General features: G+C 66.4%; 18 protein-coding genes. 1 reads left to right on the top strand and 17 read right to left on the bottom strand.

The features are described 5' to 3' along the window. Window positions 1-28: 28 nt before the first annotated feature. From purF to CFB39_RS39580, 12 genes are all read right to left on the bottom strand, one after another. On the bottom strand, window positions 29-1,561 hold the full coding sequence (gene purF, locus CFB39_RS22515) for an amidophosphoribosyltransferase (protein WP_089427935.1): 1,533 nt from the start codon (window positions 1,559-1,561) through the stop codon (window positions 29-31). A gap of 51 nt (window positions 1,562-1,612) precedes the next feature. Next, window positions 1,613-2,107 carry a CvpA family protein gene (locus CFB39_RS22510; RefSeq protein ID WP_089474487.1) on the bottom strand — a complete coding sequence of 165 codons (495 nt, stop codon included), beginning with the start codon at window positions 2,105-2,107 and terminating at the stop codon, window positions 1,613-1,615. A gap of 6 nt (window positions 2,108-2,113) precedes the next feature. Further along, window positions 2,114-2,959 (bottom strand): SPOR domain-containing protein, encoded by an 846-nt coding sequence (locus tag CFB39_RS22505; RefSeq protein WP_089474486.1) that lies wholly within the window; start codon window positions 2,957-2,959, stop codon window positions 2,114-2,116. A gap of 29 nt (window positions 2,960-2,988) precedes the next feature. After that, window positions 2,989-4,299 carry a bifunctional tetrahydrofolate synthase/dihydrofolate synthase gene (gene folC, locus CFB39_RS22500; RefSeq protein WP_089457851.1) on the bottom strand — a complete coding sequence of 437 codons (1,311 nt, stop codon included), beginning with the start codon at window positions 4,297-4,299 and terminating at the stop codon, window positions 2,989-2,991. 100 nt (window positions 4,300-4,399) lie between these two features. After that, window positions 4,400-5,272, bottom strand: a complete 873-nt coding sequence (gene accD / locus CFB39_RS22495) for an acetyl-CoA carboxylase, carboxyltransferase subunit beta (RefSeq protein ID WP_089427938.1) — start codon at window positions 5,270-5,272, stop codon at window positions 4,400-4,402. Window positions 5,273-5,336: 64 nt separating this feature from the next. After that, window positions 5,337-6,152 carry a tryptophan synthase subunit alpha gene (gene trpA / locus CFB39_RS22490; RefSeq protein WP_089474485.1) on the bottom strand — a complete coding sequence of 272 codons (816 nt, stop codon included), beginning with the start codon at window positions 6,150-6,152 and terminating at the stop codon, window positions 5,337-5,339. Between the two features lie 42 nt (window positions 6,153-6,194). Next, window positions 6,195-7,046 (bottom strand): site-specific DNA-methyltransferase, encoded by an 852-nt coding sequence (locus CFB39_RS22485; RefSeq protein WP_089474484.1) that lies wholly within the window; start codon window positions 7,044-7,046, stop codon window positions 6,195-6,197. 9 nt (window positions 7,047-7,055) lie between these two features. Further along, entirely contained in the window at window positions 7,056-8,249 is a 1,194-nt protein-coding gene (trpB, locus tag CFB39_RS22480; protein WP_089474483.1) for a tryptophan synthase subunit beta, read from the bottom strand. A 55-nt stretch (window positions 8,250-8,304) separates the two neighbouring features. Next, the gene (locus CFB39_RS22475) at window positions 8,305-9,006 is read right to left on the bottom strand and encodes a phosphoribosylanthranilate isomerase (protein WP_089474482.1); all 702 of its coding nucleotides are present in this window, start codon (window positions 9,004-9,006) and stop codon (window positions 8,305-8,307) included. Beyond that, window positions 9,003-9,815, bottom strand: coding sequence for a tRNA pseudouridine(38-40) synthase TruA (gene truA / locus CFB39_RS22470; protein ID WP_039358302.1), 813 nt, complete (start codon window positions 9,813-9,815; stop codon window positions 9,003-9,005). Before truA ends, CFB39_RS22475 begins: the two co-directional genes overlap by 4 nt. Then, on the bottom strand, window positions 9,815-11,986 hold the full coding sequence (locus CFB39_RS22465; protein WP_089474481.1) for a FimV/HubP family polar landmark protein: 2,172 nt from the start codon (window positions 11,984-11,986) through the stop codon (window positions 9,815-9,817). Before CFB39_RS22465 ends, truA begins: the two co-directional genes overlap by 1 nt. Window positions 11,987-12,610: 624 nt before the next feature. After that, a complete protein-coding gene (locus tag CFB39_RS39580; RefSeq protein WP_144030300.1) occupies window positions 12,611-12,796 on the bottom strand; it encodes a hypothetical protein in 186 nt (61 codons plus the stop codon). A gap of 38 nt (window positions 12,797-12,834) precedes the next feature. On the opposite strand from CFB39_RS39580, the gene flgE reads away from it, so the two are divergent. After that, a complete protein-coding gene (flgE, locus tag CFB39_RS22460) occupies window positions 12,835-14,079 on the top strand; it encodes a flagellar hook protein FlgE (RefSeq protein ID WP_089474480.1) in 1,245 nt (414 codons plus the stop codon). A gap of 104 nt (window positions 14,080-14,183) precedes the next feature. On the opposite strand, the gene asd is transcribed toward flgE, so the two are convergent. The 5 genes from asd to leuC all read right to left on the bottom strand — a co-directional run bounded on the left by asd (window position 14,184) and on the right by leuC (window position 19,029). Then, window positions 14,184-15,305: an aspartate-semialdehyde dehydrogenase gene (asd, locus tag CFB39_RS22455; RefSeq protein WP_069251145.1), complete on the bottom strand. Its 1,122-nt coding sequence runs from the start codon at window positions 15,303-15,305 to the stop codon at window positions 14,184-14,186. A 298-nt stretch (window positions 15,306-15,603) separates the two neighbouring features. Further along, entirely contained in the window at window positions 15,604-16,671 is a 1,068-nt protein-coding gene (gene leuB, locus CFB39_RS22445) for a 3-isopropylmalate dehydrogenase (protein WP_089432401.1), read from the bottom strand. Window positions 16,672-16,750: 79 nt separating this feature from the next. After that, window positions 16,751-17,401: a 3-isopropylmalate dehydratase small subunit gene (leuD, locus tag CFB39_RS22440; protein WP_039358292.1), complete on the bottom strand. Its 651-nt coding sequence runs from the start codon at window positions 17,399-17,401 to the stop codon at window positions 16,751-16,753. Window positions 17,402-17,469: 68 nt separating this feature from the next. Further along, window positions 17,470-17,616 (bottom strand): entericidin A/B family lipoprotein, encoded by a 147-nt coding sequence (locus tag CFB39_RS22435; protein WP_089474479.1) that lies wholly within the window; start codon window positions 17,614-17,616, stop codon window positions 17,470-17,472. Between the two features lie 3 nt (window positions 17,617-17,619). Further along, window positions 17,620-19,029, bottom strand: a complete 1,410-nt coding sequence (gene leuC, locus CFB39_RS22430; protein ID WP_089427948.1) for a 3-isopropylmalate dehydratase large subunit — start codon at window positions 19,027-19,029, stop codon at window positions 17,620-17,622. Window positions 19,030-19,273: the final 244 nt, after the last annotated feature.

Here is a 19,273-nt window from a genome sequence, read left to right as displayed (position 1 = left end):
CACGCTTCGTCAAAAGCGTGCGCCGGTGTCACTCGACCGACAACTGCAGGTTCATCTGCGAGCGTTCGGTGTCGCCGGCCGTGTCGCGATCGGCCTGCGATGCCGGCGTGAGGCGCGCGCGCTCGATCGCATCGAGATACTCGGGCGTCACGTCGCCGGTGATGTAGTTGCCGTCGAAGCACGACGCCTCGAAGCGTTCGAGCTTCGGGTTGATGTCGCGCACCGCGCGGCGCAGATCGTCGACGTCCTGATAGATCAGGTGGTCGGCGCCGATGATCTTCGCGACTTCTTCGTCGGTGCGGCCATGGGCGACCAGTTCGCCGCGCGTCGGCATGTCGATGCCGTACACGTTCGGGAACTTCACGGGCGGCGCGGCCGACGCGAAGATCACCGACTTCGCGCCCGCATCGCGCGCCATCTGCACGATTTCATGCGAGGTCGTGCCGCGCACGATCGAATCGTCGACGATCAGCACGTTCTTGTCCTTGAACTCGATGCTCATCGCATTGAGCTTCTGGCGCACCGACTTCTTGCGCACGGCCTGGCCCGGCATGATGAAGGTACGGCCGACGTAGCGGTTCTTGAAGAAACCTTCGCGATACTCGACGCCGAGCTTCGCGGCGACCTGCATCGCAGCCGGGCGCGACGAATCGGGAATCGGCATCACGACGTCGATCGGCACGTTCGGCAGCTCGCGCTTGATCTTCTCGGCGAGATAGTCGCCCATGCGCAGGCGCACGTTGTAGACCGGCACGCCATCGAGACACGAATCCGGACGCGCGAGGTACACGTATTCGAACATGCACGGATTCAGCGTCGGCTGCTCCGCGCACTGCTGGCTGTGGAAGTTGCCGGCCGGATCGATGAAGATCGCTTCGCCCGGCTGCACGTCGCGGACGAATTCGAAACCGATGCCTTCGACGGCCACCGACTCCGATGCGACCATCCATTCGGTGCCGTTTTCGGTCTCGAGCTTGCCGATGCACAGCGGGCGGATGCCGAACGGATCGCGGAACGCGAGCAGGCCGTAGCCGGCGATCAGCGACACGATCGCATACGAGCCCTGCAGGCGGCGATGCACGCCCGAGACGGCCTTGAACACCGAGGCCGGATCGAGCTCGAGGCCCGTGGTCGACAGTTGCAGCTCGTGTGCGAACACGTTGAGCAGCACTTCGCTGTCGGAATTGGTGTTGATGTGCCGGCGGTCGATCCGGAACATCTCGTCCTTCAGTTGCTGCCAGTTCGTCAGGTTGCCGTTGTGCGCGAGGATGATCCCGAACGGCGCGTTCACGTAGAACGGTTGCGCCTCGGCTTCGCTCGACGCCGAGCCGGCGGTCGGGTAGCGCACCTGGCCGATGCCGTAGGTGCCGGGCAGGCTGCGCATGTTGCGCGTGCGGAACACGTCGCGCACCATGCCGTTCGCCTTGTACATGTGGAAATTGCTGCCGTCCGCCGTCGCGATGCCCGCCGCGTCCTGACCGCGATGCTGCAGGAGCAGCAGGCTGTCATAGATCAGCTGGTTGACCGGGGATTGGGAGATAACGCCTACGATGCCGCACATGGCATGTCCTTCAGAATGACAAAATCGGTTCCGTCCTGCCCGGCCGCGTCGTCACACGCGTACGTACTGGGCCATGCCGTCGGGCAGGAGCTGCTTCAGCTCGTGCACGCCCTGTTCGGCGAAAGGACGCAATAGCGCATTGCGCCAGAATTCCTGTTTGGGCAGCTCGGTCAGCCCCGCCGCCGCGACCAGCAGCACCACCAGCACGCAGCCGCGGACGAGCCCGAACATCATGCCCAGCGAGCGGTCGACGCCGCCCAGGCCACTCGCCTGCGCGATCCGCGACAGCAGCGCGTTCGCCACGCCGGCGACCAGCACCACGCCGATCACGACCAACGCGAAGGCGATCACCCACTGCGTCAGCGCACCACCCGGCCAGTTCGCCGGGATATACGGCACGACCAGTCCGACGTAGCGGCCCGCGATCACGATCGCCGCGATCCAGCCGATCAGCCCGAAAATCTCGGACACGAGACCACGCCACGCGCCACGCAGCGCAGACAACGCGATCACCGCCAATACAGCGTAGTCGAAAGCCGTCAGCATCGTGCGTTACTGCGTCAGACCGGCTTCGCGCACCTTCGCGATCGCGGCGGAAGCCGCCGCACGATCCGCGAACGGGCCCGCACGCAACAGTGTAGCCGTGCTGCCGTCTGCCTGCTTGCGATGCTCGACATATGCGGGCACACCCGCCGATTTCAATTTGGTGGCCCACGAACGGGCCGTCGCGTCGTCCTTGAACGAACCGAGCTGCACCGCGAAACGCGCACCGGCCGGCGACGACGGCGACGAAGCGTCGCTGCTGTCCGGGCTGGCGGCGTCGGCATGCGCGACGGCCGCGGGCGCGGGCGCAGGCTTCGGCGCGGCCGGCTTCGCCACGGGGGCGGCCGGTTTCGGCGCGGGCTTCGGCGGCGTCACGCTCGCCGTGGTCGTGGTATCGGGTTTCGCGGCCGGCTTGTCGGCATCCTTCGGCGCGGGCGCCGGTGCAGCCGCAACGGCGACATCGGATGCCGGCGGTTCGTCGTGCGCGACGCCTGCCTGCACGTCGGACGCGTCATCGTCGCGCGGTGCGACCGCCTGGTGCGCGGGCCGGTTCGGAATGTCGATGGCGATGTCGTCCGTGACCGGCTTCGGGTGCGAGTCGAGCACCATCGGCAACACGATCACGGCGGCGACGACGAGCGCGATCGCGCCGACGAGGCGACGGCGCGCGCGTTGCTTTTCTGGAAGGGTCGGATCGAGGAGCAGTGCGTCCGATTCCGGACGCTCGGTGCGGCGCGAGCGTCGCTCGACGCGTTCAGTAATGCGCTCCGTGCGCACGTTCCGGGAGGTCCCGGTGCGACCGCCGCGCCGCGGGGGCGCGTCGTCGTCTTTCTTGCCGAACGAGAAAATTCCCATGAATGGCTGAGTCCGAAACTGCCCGTCAGTCAGTGTTGCTGCGATTTACGGTAGGCCAGCACGCCGGCAACCGTATGGAAACTGCCGAAAACCACGATTCTATCATTCTCGGATGCTCTTTTTAGTGCATCGCGAAACGCTTCGGCAGGCGACGTGTAACGCGTGACGCTCGAATCGGGCCCCTCCTCCACGCCGGCCTTGCGCAGCGCGGCTTCGAGCTGCTCCGCGGAGGCCGCGCGCGGCAGCGGCAGGTCGGTCACGCACCAGTGGTCGATCTCGCCCTTCAGGTGCTGCAGCACGCCGTCGATGTCCTTGTCGTGCATCGCGCCGAACACCGCGTACGTGTACGGGAAGAAGCCCATGTTGCCGAGGTTCTGCTCGAGCACGGCCGACGCATGCGGGTTGTGCGCGACGTCGAGCACGATCGCCGGCTTGCCGGGCAGCACCTGGAAGCGCCCCGGCAGCTCGACGTTCGCGAGGCCGAGCCGGATGTCCTGCGCGGACACCGGCAGCAGCGGACGCAGCGCTTCGAGCGCGGCGAGCGCGGCCGACGCATTGATCAGCTGATTCGCCCCGCGCAGCGCCGGGTACGCAAGCGCCGGATAGCGCTTCTCGCGGCCGAGGTAGCTCCACTGCTGGCGCTCCGCGCCTGCCTGCGCCTCGTAGCGGAAATCGCGGCCGACCAGCCACAGATCGGCGCCGATCGCTTCGGCGTGGTCGATCAGCGTTTGCGGCGCGGCCGGATCGCCGCAGATCGCCGGCTTGCCGGCGCGGAAGATCCCGGCCTTCTCGAACGCGATCTTCTCGCGCGTGTCGCCGAGGTATTCGGTGTGGTCGATGTCGATGCTCGTGACGATCGCGCAATCGGTATCGATGATGTTGACCGCGTCGAGCCGGCCGCCGAGGCCGACTTCGAGGATCACCGCGTCGAGCCCGCGCGATGCGAACAGGTGCAGGATCGCGAGCGTCGTGAATTCGAAGTACGTGAGCGACACCGGCTCGGGCAGCGACGTGCGCGCGGCTTCGACGGCCTCGAAGTGCGGCAGCAGTTCGTCATCGGTGACGTTCTGCCCGTTCACGCGCGCGCGCTCGTTGAATTCGAGCAGGTGCGGCGACGTGTGGCAGCCGACCTTATAGCCGGCGCGCACGAGGATCGTCTCGAGGAACGCGCAGGTCGAGCCCTTGCCGTTCGTGCCGCCGACGGTGATGACGGGGCACGCGAATTCGAGCTGCAGCGCCGCCTTGACCTGCCCGATGCGGGTCAGGCCCATGTCGATGCCGACCGGGTGCGCGCGTTCGAGATGCGAAAGCCACGCGTCGAGAGTGGGAAAAGTGCTCATCGGTTCAAATCTGGATCGGTGCCGCCACTACGCCAAAAAACGAAGCGCGCCGCCTGACGCTGAAGCCAGGCGACGCGCAGTGTTCACGACCTCGCGCCGGTCAGGCCAGCGCGTCGGCCGGTTGCCGCTGCAGCAGGGCCAGCAGCTGGGCGATCTCATCGCGCATCTTGCGACGGTCGACGATCATGTCGATCGCGCCCGTCTTCAACAGGAATTCGGCGCGCTGGAAGCCTTCCGGCAGCTTCTCGCGAACCGTCTGCTCGATCACGCGCGGGCCGGCGAAGCCGATCAGCGCCTTCGGTTCGGCGATCACGACGTCGCCGAGGAACGCAAAGCTCGCCGACACGCCGCCCATCGTCGGGTCGGTCAGCACCGAAATGAACGGCAGCTTCGCTTCCGACAGCTTGGTCAGCATCGCGGTGGTTTTCGCCATCTGCATCAGCGACAGCAGGCTTTCCTGCATCCGCGCACCGCCCGAAGCGGTGAAGCAGATGAACGGCACTTGCTGTTCGAGCGCGTTCTGCGCGCCGCGCACGAAGCGCTCGCCGACCACCGACCCCATCGAGCCGCCCATGAACGAGAACTCGAAGCACGCCGCGACCACCGGCAGCGTGTGAATCGCACCGCCCATCACGACCATTGCGTCGGTCTCGCCCGTATCGTCCATCGCTTCCTTCAGACGATCGGGGTACTTGCGGCTGTCCTTGAACTTCAGCGTATCGACCGGCACGATTTCCTGGCCGATCTCGTAGCGGCCTTCCGGATCGAGCAGCCCGTCGAGGCGCTCACGCGCACCGATGCGCATGTGGTGATCGCACTTCGGGCACACGTGCAGGTTCGCGTCCACGTCGTTGCGGTACAGCACGGCCTCGCAGGACGGGCATTTGACCCACAGGCCTTCCGGAATGCCCTTGCGGCTTTTCGGGTCGGTCTGCTTGATCTTCGGCGGCAACAGTTTGTCGAGCCAGCTCATCGTATGGTTTCCTGTTCCGTGGCGGGGCGGGCCAACCGGCCCGTTCCCGCTTCCTGTGTTGTGTTTATCGCGCCGCCTTGCCCGCGCCGTCCAGGGCGGCACGCAGCTCGGCGATGAACGTCTTCAGCGCGGCGGCGGCACCCTCGGGCGCCGCGCTTTCGAGCAGCTGCACGAGGCGGCTGCCGATCACGACGGCGTCCGACACCTCGGCCACCGCGCGCGCCGTTTCGGCGTCGCGGATACCGAAGCCGACGCCGACCGGAACCGGCACGCGCGACTTGATGGCCGGGATTTTACCCGCAATGCTCGAAACATCCAGATTTCCTGCGCCGGTCACGCCCTTGAGCGACACGTAATACACGTAGCCGCTCGCGATCTTGCCGACGTCGGCGATGCGTTCGTCGGTCGACGTGGGCGCGAGCAGGAAGATCGGATCGATCTGCGCGGCGCGCATTTTCTCGGCGAACACGCCCGCCTCCTCCGGCGGATAGTCGACGACGAGCACGCCGTCGACCCCGGCCGCCTGTGCTTCGGCCGCGAACGTGTCGACGCCCATCCGCTCGATCGGGTTCGCATAGCCCATCAGCACGACGGGAGTTTTGGGGTCGGTTTCGCGAAAGCGCTTCACGTCGGCGAGCACGCTCGTGAGCGTGACGCCGCGCGCGAGCGCGCGTTCCGACGAGCGCTGGATCACGGGGCCGTCGGCCATCGGGTCCGAGAACGGCACGCCGAGTTCGATCACGTCCGCGCCGCCTTCGGCGAGCGCGTGCATGAATTCGACGGTTTTGGCCGGATCCGGGTCGCCGGCCGTGATGAACGGGATCAGGCCCTTACGGCCTTGTTCGGCGAGCGCGGCGAAGGTCTGCTGAATACGGGACATGGCAATTTTCCTTGATGCGATTGGCGACACGGGCGGCGCGATTCACGCGCACGCCGGCGCAGCGAGCGCGTTCACGCGCTCGTGCGCGATCGCGCAATAACTTTCGTTGATCTCGTAGCCGACGAAGTCGCGCCCCTGCCGTGCGCAGGCCACCGCGGTCGTGCCGCTGCCCATGAACGGATCGAGCACGCGGCCGCCCGGCGGGCAGCTTGCGAGCACCATCCGCTCGATGATTTCCAGCGGCTTCTGGGTCGGATGATCGACGCGCTCCGCGTGCTGCCGATGCAGGCGCGAGACCGACCAGACGTCCTTCGGGTTGTAGCCCATCTCCAGCCACTTGCTGCCTTCGAACAGCTTGCGCGAGCGGGCCTTCTTCGTGTCGGCGTCGTACGGGATGCGGACCGGATCGAGATCGAAGTAATACGCCCTGGAAACCGCGAAAAAGCCGATGTTGTCGTGCACCGACGTGAAACGGCGCGTCGTGCCGCCCATGCTCGGCACGCGCCGGTCCCAGATGATCTCGTTGACCATCGTGAGTTGCGTCTTCAGGAAGCTGAAGATTTCCGGCGCGTACTGCCACGTGCAGAAGATGTACATCGACCCGCTCGGCTTCAGCTTCGGAATCGCGAGCTCGAGCCACTCGCGCGTCCACGCGAGAAAGTCGTCGCCCGAACGCTTGTCCGAGTCGTTGCCGTAGTCCTTGCCGAGCCCGTACGGCGGATCGGCGACGATCAGGTCGATCGACGCGTCCGGCAGGTGCGCGGCATGGGTCAGGAAATCGCGGTTATGCAGTTCGATACCGGACGGCAGCGCGCGCGGCTCGGCAGCGGCGGGCTGAACCGCCCCCGCCTCGCTCGCGGCACCGCCGCCCGGTTCTTCGATCAGGTCACGCATCGGTCGGGGTCAGAGCTCGATGCCCGATCGCTCGGCGACCGTGTGCATGTCCTTGTCGCCGCGGCCCGACAGGTTGACGAGCAGGATCTTGTCCTTCGGCAACGTCGGCGCGAGCTTCACGCCATACGCGATCGCGTGGCTCGACTCGAGCGCGGGAATGATCCCCTCGATCCGGCAGCAGTCGTGGAATGCCTTCAGCGCTTCCTCGTCGGTGATGCCGACGTACTGCGCCCGGCCGCTGTCCTTCAGCCACGCGTGCTCGGGGCCGACGCCCGGATAGTCGAGGCCCGCCGACACCGAATGCGTCTCGATGATCTGGCCGTTGTCGTCCTGCAGCAGGTAGGTCCGGTTGCCGTGCAGCACGCCCGGGCTGCCGGCGATCAGCGACGCCGCGTGATGGCCCGTGTCGAGGCCGTCGCCGGCTGCTTCGACGCCGATCAGCTGCACCGAGGTGTCGTCGATGTACGGATAGAAGATGCCCATTGCATTCGAACCGCCGCCCACGCAGGCGATCACGGCGTCAGGCTGCCGGCCGGCGAGTTCGGGCATCTGCACCTTGCACTCGTCGCCGATCACGCGCTGGAAGTCGCGCACCATCATCGGGTACGGGTGCGGGCCCGCGACCGTGCCGATGATGTAGAACGTGTTCTCGATGTTCGTGACCCAGTCGCGCATCGCTTCGTTCAGCGCGTCCTTCAGCGTGCGCGAACCCGATTCGACCGGCACGACCGTCGCGCCGAGCAGCTTCATCCGGTAGACGTTCGCGGCCTGGCGACGCACGTCTTCCGAACCCATGTAGACGACGCACTCCATCCCGAAGCGCGCGCAGATCGTCGCGGTCGCGACGCCATGCTGGCCGGCGCCCGTCTCGGCGATCACGCGCTTCTTGCCCATGCGCTTCGCGAGCAGCGCCTGGCCGATCACGTTGTTGATCTTGTGCGCACCGGTGTGGTTCAGGTCTTCGCGCTTCAGGTAGATCTGCGCGCCGCCGAGCGTCTCGCTCCAGCGCTGCGCGTGATAGATCGGCGACGGGCGGCCGACGAAATGCTTCAGCTCGCGCTCGAATTCGGCGACGAAATCGGGATCGTTCTGGAATTTTTCATACGCCGCGCGCAGTTCGTCCAGCGCGTGAATCAGCGTCTCGGCGACGAACGTGCCGCCATACGGGCCGAAATGGCCGCGATCATCAGGAAGGTTGTACATGGTGTCTCTCTCGATCGGTCGGCGCGCCCCGCTTGTCGGGCCGCACCGGCTTGCATCACCCGGCGTCCGCTTCGCGCACCGCGCGTACGAACGCCGCCATCCGGGCGTGATCCTTCACGCCCTTCGCGCCCTCCACTTCGATGCCACTCGAGACATCGACAGCAAACGGGCGCAACTGGCGAATCGCATCACCGACGTTTTGCGCGCTCAAGCCACCACTCAAAACGGCCCGATGCGCGAGCTCTGCGGGAATAAGAGACCAATCGAAGACCTTGCCGCTACCACCGTAATCCGGCACCAGGGTGTCGAACAGGAGGCCGCGCGCTTTCGAATAATGAAGCCCCGATTCTACCAAATCGGCCGATTGCGTCGAGGGGCCCACGCGCACCGCGCGCAGCCACGGCAGGCGTGCCGCGCGGCCAAGTGCGTCGCACTGCTCGGGCGTCTCGTCGCCATGGAACTGCAGCAGCGTGAGCGGCACGTCGCGCACGACGGCCTCGATCTCGGCCTCGGTCGCGTTCACGAACAGCCCGACCACCGACACGAACGGCGGCGCGAGGCGCGCCAGCTCCGCCGCCTGCGCGATCGACACCGCGCGCGGGCTCTTCGGGTAGAACACGAGGCCGATCGCATCGGCGCCGAGCGCGGCCGCGTACAGCACGTCGTCGGGCTTCGACAGCCCGCACAGCTTGATGCGCGTGCGCGGCGGCAGGCCGGCCGCGGCGGGAATCGAGGAAGACACGGCGTGATCCGTCATGATTGCGGGTCCAGATCGGCCCAGACGCTGCTCCACGGCACACTGCCGAGCTGCGCGGGCGGGACGGCGAATTCCGCCGGGTAGCCGACGTGGGCGAGATACAGCCCGTCGGCCATGAACGTGGGCGCCGCAAGCTTGCGATCGCGCCCGGCCAGCACGTCGGCGAGCCAGTCGGCCGGATAGCGGCCGCGACCGACCGCGACGAGGCAGCCCATCAGGTTGCGCACCATGTGGTGCAGGAACGCGTTGGCGCGGAACCGGAAATGGATGAAATGGCCCACGCGCCGCACGTCGATCTGATACAGGTGTTTGACCGGCGTCTTCGACTGGCATTCCGACGACCGGAACGACGAGAAGTCATGCTCGCCGATCAGATGCGCGGCGGCGGCGCGCATCGCGTCGTCGTCGAGCGGCGTATGGATCCAGCCCGCGCGCCCCGCCAGCATCGGCGAGCGCACGGGATGCACGTACAGCGTGTAGTAATAGGTGCGCTCGAACGCCGAGAAACGCGCGTGGAACGTGTCCGGCATCGGCTTCGCCCATTGCACCGCCACGGTCGGCGGCAGGAACGCGTTGGTGCCGCGCACCCACGAGAAAACCTCACGATCGAGGTCGGTATCGAAGTGCACGACCTGCCCGAGCCCATGCACGCCCGTATCGGTCCGCCCGGCCACCGTCGTATGCAGCGGCACGCGCGCGAACTCGGCCAGTGCGTGCTCGAGCCGATCCTGCACGGTCTTGCCGTGCGGCTGCGCCTGCCAGCCGCAGAACGCCGCGCCGTCGTACTGGATGCCGAGCGCGATCCGCATCACGCCTCGTCCGCCAGTTTCGCGAGCAGCGCGCGCGCATCGTCGCGCGTCGCGGCGTCGTTCGCGTCGACCACTTCCTGCAGCAGCGTCCGCGCGCCGGACAGGTCGCCCAGCTCGACATACTCGGACGCGAGGTCGAGCTTGTTGCGCGCGATGCGGGCGAGTTCGTCCGGCGTCAGCGCCGGCAACGCAGCGCCCGGCGCGGACGGCAGGTCGAGATCGAAATCGAGCTTCAGCGCGCCGAACTGCGCGCCGCCGAGCGGCGGCAGCGACGACGTCGCGAACGGGCTGCCCGCCTGGCTTGCCGGCGTCGCTGCGTCCGGATCCCAATCGAACTCGTCGTCCTGGTCGGCCGGATGTTCCGGGGCCGGATCGGTCGAGCCAATCGGGAGACGCTGGAGGGCTTGACCGTTAGTTGCGATTTTATCGATGTCGGACTGCCCTGCTTGCGCAGCCGGCTCATCCGCCGCCAGCGACGGCTCGTCCGGCGTGCGCGGCGGCAGCGGCATGTCGAGGCTGCTGAGCGCGCTGATTGCGTTCTGCATCAGCGCCGCGTGCTGCGCATCGGTGGCCGCGGGTGCGGTCGGCGTTTCCACCTGCGTCGCTACCCGTGTCTCCACCGACGTCTCGATCGGCGTTTCGGCCGCGTCCTTTTCGATCGGCTCGGCATCGTGCGAAACCGGAGCCGGCTCGCTCGCGGGCGGCACTGCCGCGTGTGCGGTCGGCAATTCAGGCTGCTCGACATGCGGCTTCGCCACATCCGACGACGGCGACAGATCCGTATCCGGTGTCTCGACCGGCTCCGCCGCTGCGGCAGTCGCCGCGGCAAGGTTCAGGTCGGAAGCGGCATCACGCGCGACCGGCATCTCGGGCCGGATCGGCAGTTCCGGTTCGACGGACGGCGCGGCTTCGGCTTGTGCAGCGGCTGCCGCGACACCGCCCGCTGTCGTAGCGGTCGCCACCGTGTCCGTCCCCGCATCGTCCGTGCGTCGGCTCTTCCTGCGCTTGCGCCACGCGAAACCTGCCGCGAGGACGATCACGGCCGCACCGGCCACCGCGGCCGGACGCCAGTCCATCTGCTCGTGACTGCGCGCAGGCGCCACCACCGGCGCGGCCGGCTGCGCGGGTGCCGACACCGATGCCGGCTGCGCCGCGCTGGCAGCAACGCCGGATGCCGCTTCGCCGGTCGCTGACGCAGCCGCAGCCGCGGACGTGCCCGCATCGCTCGCGGCCGGACGCGGCGCGACAGGTGCCGGTGCCGGCGCCGGCTTGAGCTCGTTCGTCGTGGCCGGCTTGCCGATACCGTGCTTCTGCAATTCCATCAGCACGCGGTTCTTCAGCGCCAGCAGTTGCTGCAGGCTCGACGGCCGCGGCTGCGACGCGCCCGTGACCGGTGCCGCACCAGCCGGTTCGTTCATGCCCGGAACCTGGCTGCCCGACACAGGCGGGGGCACGGCCCCGCTCGCGGACGACGGCACTGACTGGATCGTCCCGCTCCACACATGCGGACCGCTTGCACCGGCCACGGGTGCCGCCGGCTGCATGCTTTCGACAGCCGATGCGCCGTGGGCAGCCGAAGCACCGACCGATGCCGACGCGCCGGCGGCCGTCGCGACGCTCGCACCGCTGACAGGCGCCGCATGCACGGCCGGCGCCACCGGCGCGGATTGCACGGTCGACCCCGGATGCGGTGCGGACGCACCATGCTGCGCGACTGCAGTGCCGCCCGATGCGGCGGCGGGTGCGGACGCTGCCGCCGCACCGGACGCCGCGGATGCAGCGGATGCAGCGGATGCAGCGGATGCAGCGGCCGGCACGACTGCCGCGCCTGTCGCATCGAGCGCCGGCACGGTCAGCGTCGCGCCGACTTTCAGGCGGCTCGCGTCGTGCTTCATGAACGCCTGCGGATTGGCGTCGAACAGCGCGCGGCCGGCGCGCGCGAGCACCCCGGGATCGCGCGACTGCGTGGCCGCCTTCGCGATGTCGTTCAGCGACTGGCCCGGCTGGACCGTCACGGTAAGCGGCGCTGCGCCGTCGGCAGCGGACGCCGGCAGTTCGCCGGTGCCGGCCGCCCAGGCCGATGCGGTTGCGCCGAGCGCCAGGATCGCCAGCGCGCCACGCACGGCGCGCGACAGACGGGACTGACGCGGAAACAAGGAAATTCGGGACATCGTTGGCTCTATCGCCGCGCGCGGGCGCGGCTCGGATTCGCGGTTGAAAGCGTCAATAAGGTTGCCGCAGAAATGCAAAAGCGTCGCGTGGAACGCGACGCTTTCGGCGGGTCTGTGCGTCGTAACCGCGTAGTTTACTTCACGTGATCAGGTTCGGGCCGAATTCATCGCCGACAGGCGCAACCGACTGCGTGCGCGCGTCGGGGCATCCCGCGATCGGGCCGCGTGGATGTCCGGTTGCGCACGCTGCGACCCGCGCCCCGATCGACCGGAAGTGCGCCGCTCTTGGATGCAAAGCCGGCCGGCCGCATCGCCCGCCGAACGCGTGCCACATGCCCTTGCTCGCTCAACGATGCAATCAGCACAACCCGAGATCCGACACAGAACCACGACCAGAGAATCAGGCACGTTTGCTCAATAATTCGCGCTACTTGCCGTTAATGGATTAACAAGCGCCAATCAAAATAAATCCAGTCGGCCACCACCCCATTCAAATGAATTTCAATTGATCGATAAGAGGCCAATTCCCCTCTCTGATCGTCGAATTGAACACCCCTGCCGCCAAATCCCCGTCCCACAAGGCTTTCCAGCCTCGCCGCAGCTTCATTTCTCATACGAAATCAATCATTTCGACATCAATTCAATTTCATTACACAAAATTACACAGATCAAATAATTGCCGTCGCTAGGATCGTCTTCAAACAAGAATCGGCGCAGCTCGACCATCGCGCCCGCACCCGCCGGAACAGCGGGAACGCGGTCGGCCTGGCTGACGCCGTGAGGTGCCAGGGGGGCATCGCGCAGTCGCACGACTGCATTTACTCACCAGCTCGTTACGGGGATCGAACATGGGCTATCAACAGGGCTTGAGCGGGTTGGCCGGCGCGGCGAACCATCTCGACGTGATCGGCAACAACATCGCGAACGCAAACACGGTTGGCTACAAGCAGGGGCGCGCGAACTTCGCCGACATGTACGCGAACTCGGTCGCGACGTCGACCAACACGCAGATCGGCATCGGCACGCGGCTCGCGTCGGTGCAGCAACAATTCGGCCAGGGGACGATCAACACGACGAAGTCGTCGCTCGACATCGCGATCAACGGCAACGGCTTCTTCCAGATGTCGAACAACGGCGTGACGACGTACTCGCGTGACGGCGTATTCCACCGCGACAAGAGCGGCGCCATCGTCGACGCGCAGAACCGCAACCTGATGGGCTATGCGGCTGGCCCGGGCGGCGCGATCAACACCGCGGCGACCGTGCCGCTGCAAGCGCCGACCACCAACATCGCGCCGCAGGCGACGACGAAGATCACCGGCCAGTTCAACCTGAACTCGCAGGACAAGGTGCCGGCCAAGACGCCGTTCAACGCGGGCGACAACACCACGTACAACTACAATTCGTCGATCCAGGTGTACGACACGCTCGGTGGCTCGCAACAGGTGTCGATGTATTTCGCGAAGAACGCGGCAGGTACCTGGCAGGCCTACGCGGGCGTGCAGGGCCAGACGCCGACGAATCTCGGCACCGTCACGTTCGACGCATCGGGCCGGATCAGCTCGACGACGTCGGCCGCAACCGGCCAGCCGACGCAGAGCCTCGGCCAGTTCGCGTTCTCGATCCCCAACGCGTCGGGCGGCGCCAATCCGCAAAACCTGACGCTCGACCTGACCGGCACGACGCAGTTCGGTGGAAAAAGCGGCGTGAACAACCTCGCACAGGATGGCTTCGCGAGCGGCACGCTGACGACGTTCTCGATCGGCACCGACGGCAAGCTCACCGGCAATTACTCGAACGGCCAGAGCGCGGTGCTCGGCCTGATCGCGCTCGCGAACTTCAACAACCCGAACGGGCTCGAGAACATCGGCGGCAACCAGTATGTGGAAACCACCGCGTCGGGCGTGCCGCAGATCTCCGCGCCGGGCAGCACGAACCACGGCACGCTGCAGGGGAGCGCACTGGAAAACTCGAACGTCAACCTGACGACCGAGCTCGTGAACCTGATCAAGGCGCAGCGCGATTACCAGGCCAATGCGCAGACGATCAAGACCCAGCAGGCCGTCGACCAGACGCTCCTGAACATGCGCTGACCCGCACATGAAAAACGCGCCGCGCCCGCCTTGATATCGTCAAGGCCGACGCGGCGCGCAATCTTGTGCACCGCGGCCCGCAACTCGCGGGCCGGACACGCCACTTACTTGTCGAGCAGGATGCGCAGCATGCGGCGCAGCGGCTCGGCCGCGCCCCACAGCAGCTGGTCGCCGACCGTGAACGCCGACAGGTATTCACCGCCCATCGCGAGCTTGCGCAGGCGGCCGACCGGCACCGTCAGCGTGCCTGTGACGTTCGCCGGCGACAGGTCGCGCATCGACGCTTCACGCTCGTTCGGCACGACCTTCACCCAGTCGTTCGCCGATGCGAGGATGCCGTTGATCTCGTCGAGCGGCACGTCCTTGTTCAGCTTGATCGTCAGCGCCTGCGAGTGGCAGCGCATTGCGCCGATTCGCACGCACAGGCCGTCGACCGGAATCGAACCCGGCTCGCCCATCGCCGGCTTGCCGAGGATCTTGTTGGTTTCCGCGCCGCCCTTCCACTCTTCCTTCGACATCCCGTTGCCGAGATCCTTGTCGATCCACGGGATCAGCGAACCGGCGAGCGGCACGCCGAAGTTGCTCGTCGGCATCGCGTCGCTGTTCATCGCGGCCAGCACGCGGCGGTCGATGTCGAGGATCGCGGAAGCCGGATCGGCGAGCTGCGCCTGAACCGCGCCGTTCAGCGTGCCCATCTGCGCCAGCAGCTCGCGCATGTTCTGCGCGCCCGCGCCCGATGCGGCCTGGTAGGTCATCGCCGTCATCCAGTCGACGAGGTTCTCGCGGAACAGGCCGCCGAGCGCCATCAGCATCAGGCTGACCGTGCAGTTGCCGCCGATGAAGTTCTTCTGGCCCTTGACCAGCGCGTCCTTGATCACGTCGAGATTGACCGGATCGAGGATGATGACCGCGTCGTCCTTCATCCGCAGCGACGATGCCGCATCGATCCAGTAGCCGTTCCAGCCGGCCGCGCGCAGCTTCGGGAACACGTCGTTCGTGTAGTCGCCGCCCTGGCACGTGATGATCACGTCGCACTTCTTCAGCTCGTCGACGTTGGTCGCGTCCTTGAGCGTAGTCTCGTTTTTCGCGAACGACGGCGCTTTGCCGCCCGTGTTGCTGGTGCTGAAAAACACCGGTTCGATCAGGTCGAAATCGCCCTCTTCCTGCATGCGCTGCATCAGGACGCTGCCGACCATGCCGCGCCAACCTACGAGACCTACGTTCATGACTAACCCTTTGATGGAGCTTCCCCGCCATTCCGTCCCCGGTGTGACCGCGCGGGGAAATAGGCGGGCACGACGGACGATCAGCGTTTAATGATCGTTTTCGTGGTAATGGTTTTCGTGATGACGATGGCGCGCGCACCCACACGGGCTGTGTTGCCGTGGAGTTTCAAGACCGGGGAGATCAGGGAAAGATGCGCCATCGTTCGAGTCTACACAAAGCCGGTGGCCCGCACAACGGCCAACCGTATGCGAACCGGCCGATTTCGCGGCCTGTTCGCACCCTTTCTACATGATCGCGTTACAGCGCCGCGACCACCGCGTCGCCCATCGCCGTCGTGCCGACCTGCTGGCAACCCGGCGTCGCGATATCGCCCGTGCGGTAGCCCTGTTCGAGCACCGTTTTCACCGCGCGCTCGATGCGATCGGCCTGCTCGGCGCGATTCAGCGAGTAGCGCAGCATCATCGCGGCCGACAGGATCGTCGCGAGCGGGTTCGCGATGCCCTTGCCCGCGATGTCCGGCGCCGACCCGTGCGACGGTTCGTACAGGCCCTTGTTGTTCTTGTCGAGCGACGCCGACGGCAGCATGCCGATCGAGCCCGTCAGCATCGACGCTTCATCCGACAGGATGTCGCCGAACATGTTGCCGGTGACGATCACGTCGAACTGTTTCGGCGCCTTCGCGAGCTGCATCGCCGCGTTGTCGACGTACATGTGCGACAGCTCGACGTCCGCGTATTCCTTCGACACGTCGATCATGATGTCGCGCCAGAACTGCGACGTCTCGAGCACGTTCGCCTTGTCGACCGACAGCAGCTTCTTCGCGCGCTTGCGGGCCGCCTGGAACGCGACGTGCGCGATGCGGCGCACTTCCGGTTCCGAATAGCGCATCGTGTCGAAGCCTTCGCGCTCGCCCGCGAACAGGCCGTCCGGTGCGGCGCGCACGCCGCGCGGCTGGCCGAAGTAGATGTCGCCGTTCAGTTCGCGCACGATCAGGATGTCGAGGCCCGCGACCAGCTCGGGCTTCAGCGGCGAGGCATCGACGAGCTGCGGATAGCAGATCGCCGGGCGGAAGTTCGCGAACAGCTCGAGGTGCTTGCGCAGCCCGAGGATCGCCTGCTCGGGGCGCAGCGCGCGCTCGAGCGAGTCGTACTTCCAGTCGCCCACGGCGCCGAACAGGATCGCATCGGCTTCCTTCGCGAGCGTCAGCGTCGCGTCGGGCAGCGGATGGCCGCTTGCCTCGTAGCCCGCGCCGCCGACCGGCGCCTGTTCGAGTTCGAACTTCTCGTCGAGTGCGTTCAGCACCTTCACCGCTTCATTGACGATTTCCGGACCGATGCCGTCGCCGGGCAGCACTGCAATCTTCATGCGAAATTCCTGACTGGGTAGGTTTTTATGGAGGCAGGCCGGCGAACGCGCCGCCGGCGCGCCCGCCCGAAAGGCGATCTCAGCCGACCAGCTTGGTGTTGAGCCACGGCTGCTTCACGAGGCGCTCGGCTTCGAACTGGCGGATCTTGTCCGCGTGGCGCAGCGTGAGGCCGATGTCGTCGAAGCCGTTCAGCAGGCAGTACTTGCGGAACGCGGCGATCTCGAACGGATATTCGCGCCCGTCGCCCGTGCGCACGACCTGCGCGTCGAGGTCGACCGTGACTTCGAAGCCGTTGAACGCGACCGTCTCGTTGAACAGGTGATCGACCTGCTGCTCGGTCAGCACGATCGGCAGCAGGCCGTTCTTGTAGCAGTTGTTGAAGAAAATATCGGCGAAGCTCGGCGCGATGATCGCGCGGAAGCCGTATTGTTGCAGCGCCCACGGCGCGTGTTCGCGCGAGCTGCCGCAGCCGAAGTTCTTGCGCGCGAGCAGCACGGATGCGCCCTGGTAGCGCGGCTGGTTCAGCACGAAGTCGGGATTCAGCGGGCGCTTCGAGTTGTCCTGGCCCGGCTCGCCGTGATCGAGATAACGCCATTCGTCGAACGCGTTCGGACCGAAGCCGGTGCGCTTGATCGACTTCAGGAACTGCTTCGGGATGATCGCGTCGGTGTCGACGTTTTCGCGATCGAGCGGCGCCACGACGCCGGTATGCACTGTGAATTTTTCCATGATCCGTCTATCCGGTTGAAGGGCCGGCGTTCAGCCGGCGCACATCGACAAAATCTCGGTGGGGGACGTCACTCCGCGGCGCGCTTCAGCGCGCTGCCGGCGGCGTTGACGTCCTGCCCGAAGCCCTGGACGGTATTGCAGCCCGCGAGGCCGAAGCCCAGCCCCGCCAGCGCCAGCGCGGCAACCAGCCGCGCAATGATCTTCGATGCCGTCACGCGTTACCCCAGCTGGCGAATGTCGACGAAATGGCCTTCGATCGCCGCGGCCGCCGCCATCGCGGGGCTCACGAGGTGCGTGCGACCGCCCGCGCCCTGCCGGCCTTCGAAGTTGCGGTTCGACGTCGACGCGCAGCGCTCGCCCGGCTCGAGCCGGTCGGCATTCATCGCGAGGCACATCGAGCAGCCCGGCTCGCGCCATTCGAAGCCGGCGTCCGTGAACACCTTGTCGAGCCCTTCGCGCTCGGCCTGAGCCTTCACGAGGCCCGAGCCCGGCACGACCATCGCGAGCCGCACGTTCGACGCGACGCGACGGTTCAGCTTCTTCACGACATACGCGGCTGCGCGGATGTCTTCGATTCGCGCGTTCGTGCACGAGCCGATGAAGATCTTGTCGACCTTGATCGATTCGATCGGCGTGTTCGGCTCGAGCGCCATGTAGGCCAGCGCACGCTCCATCGCATCGCGCTTGACCGGATCCTTCTCGCGCTCGGGATCGGGCACGCGGCCGTCGATCGACGTGACCATTTCCGGCGACGTGCCCCACGTGACCTGCGGGACGATTTCGGCTGCGTTCAGCTCGACCACGCGATCGAACTGCGCGCCGTCGTCCGACTTGAACTGGCGCCAGTATTCGACGGCCTGGTCCCATTCCGCGCCGGTCGGCACGAACGGGCGGCCCAACAGGTAATCGATCGTCGTGTCGTCGACGGCAACCATGCCGGCGCGCGCACCGGCCTCGATCGCCATGTTGCAGACGGTCATGCGGCCTTCCATCGTCAGCGCGCGGATCGTCGAGCCGCCGAATTCGATCGCGTAGCCCGTGCCGCCGGCCGTGCCGATCTTGCCGATGATCGCGAGCACGATGTCCTTCGCGGTACAACCGCGCGGCAGCGTGCCCTCGACCTTCACGAGCATGTTCTTGCTCTTTTTCTGCAGCAGGGTTTGCGTGGCGAGTACGTGCTCGACTTCCGACGTGCCGATGCCGTGCGCGAGCGCACCGAACGCGCCGTGCGTCGACGTATGCGAATCGCCGCACACGATCGTCATGCCCGGCAGCGTCGCGCCCTGTTCCGGCCCGATGATGTGGACGATGCCCTGGCGCACATCGTTCATCTTGAACTGCGTGATGCCGAACGCATCGCAGTTCGCGTCGAGCGTGTCGACCTGGAGCTTCGAGACGGGATCGGCGATGCCGTGGCTGCGATCGGTGGTCGGCACGTTGTGGTCCGACACGGCCAGGTTCGCGCTGATGCGCCACACCGGACGCTGCGCCATCTTCAGCCCTTCGAACGCCTGCGGGCTCGTGACTTCATGCAGCAGCTGACGGTCGATGTAGAGCAGGGTCGTGCCGTCTTCCTCGGTGTGGACCACGTGGGTGTTCCACAGTTTGTCGTAAAGAGTCTGTGCCATGGGTATGCGGGGTCGTTGTGACTACAAGCCTTGCGGATGTGATCGATTATGCCACGCAAAATCGGCCCACGGAGTACCACGATAACGAAAAAAGTGAATAAAAACAGTGAGTTGGGTGGTACAGGCGATACCCGGATAAGCATTACCCGGCAACGCGGACACCACGGCGCGGCGGCCACGCCCGCCACCGCGCTGCGCATGTCACGGCGACACGCGAAAGGACATGACGATTCCGGAATGGAAG

This window comes from Burkholderia sp. AU6039 (assembly GCF_002223365.1).
Classification (GTDB): domain Bacteria; phylum Pseudomonadota; class Gammaproteobacteria; order Burkholderiales; family Burkholderiaceae; genus Burkholderia.
The sequence above is the reverse complement of the archived record's forward strand: the minus strand, read 5'-3'. Positions and strand labels throughout refer to the sequence as shown.

Excerpts from the sequence above, each read along its gene's own strand:
- folC (WP_089457851.1), bottom strand. The coding sequence starts at position 4,299 with ATGAGCACTTTTCCCACTCTCGACGCGTGGCTTTCGCATCTCGAACGC.
- purF (WP_089427935.1), bottom strand. The coding sequence starts at position 1,561 with ATGTGCGGCATCGTAGGCGTTATCTCCCAATCCCCGGTCAACCAGCTG.
- leuC (WP_089427948.1), bottom strand. The coding sequence starts at position 19,029 with ATGGCACAGACTCTTTACGACAAACTGTGGAACACCCACGTGGTCCAC.
- CFB39_RS22505 (WP_089474486.1), bottom strand. The coding sequence starts at position 2,959 with ATGGGAATTTTCTCGTTCGGCAAGAAAGACGACGACGCGCCCCCGCGG.
- asd (WP_069251145.1), bottom strand. The coding sequence starts at position 15,305 with ATGAACGTAGGTCTCGTAGGTTGGCGCGGCATGGTCGGCAGCGTCCTG.
- CFB39_RS22485 (WP_089474484.1), bottom strand. The coding sequence starts at position 7,046 with ATGCGTGACCTGATCGAAGAACCGGGCGGCGGTGCCGCGAGCGAGGCG.
- accD (WP_089427938.1), bottom strand. The coding sequence starts at position 5,272 with ATGAGCTGGCTCGACAAACTGTTGCCGCCGAAGATCAAGCAGACCGAC.
- CFB39_RS22475 (WP_089474482.1), bottom strand. The coding sequence starts at position 9,006 with ATGACGGATCACGCCGTGTCTTCCTCGATTCCCGCCGCGGCCGGCCTG.
- flgE (WP_089474480.1), top strand. The coding sequence starts at position 12,835 with ATGGGCTATCAACAGGGCTTGAGCGGGTTGGCCGGCGCGGCGAACCAT.
- CFB39_RS22510 (WP_089474487.1), bottom strand. The coding sequence starts at position 2,107 with ATGCTGACGGCTTTCGACTACGCTGTATTGGCGGTGATCGCGTTGTCT.
- leuB (WP_089432401.1), bottom strand. The coding sequence starts at position 16,671 with ATGAAGATTGCAGTGCTGCCCGGCGACGGCATCGGTCCGGAAATCGTC.
- trpB (WP_089474483.1), bottom strand. The coding sequence starts at position 8,249 with ATGTACAACCTTCCTGATGATCGCGGCCATTTCGGCCCGTATGGCGGC.
- truA (WP_039358302.1), bottom strand. The coding sequence starts at position 9,815 with ATGCGGATCGCGCTCGGCATCCAGTACGACGGCGCGGCGTTCTGCGGC.
- trpA (WP_089474485.1), bottom strand. The coding sequence starts at position 6,152 with ATGTCCCGTATTCAGCAGACCTTCGCCGCGCTCGCCGAACAAGGCCGT.
- CFB39_RS22465 (WP_089474481.1), bottom strand. The coding sequence starts at position 11,986 with ATGTCCCGAATTTCCTTGTTTCCGCGTCAGTCCCGTCTGTCGCGCGCC.
- leuD (WP_039358292.1), bottom strand. The coding sequence starts at position 17,401 with ATGGAAAAATTCACAGTGCATACCGGCGTCGTGGCGCCGCTCGATCGC.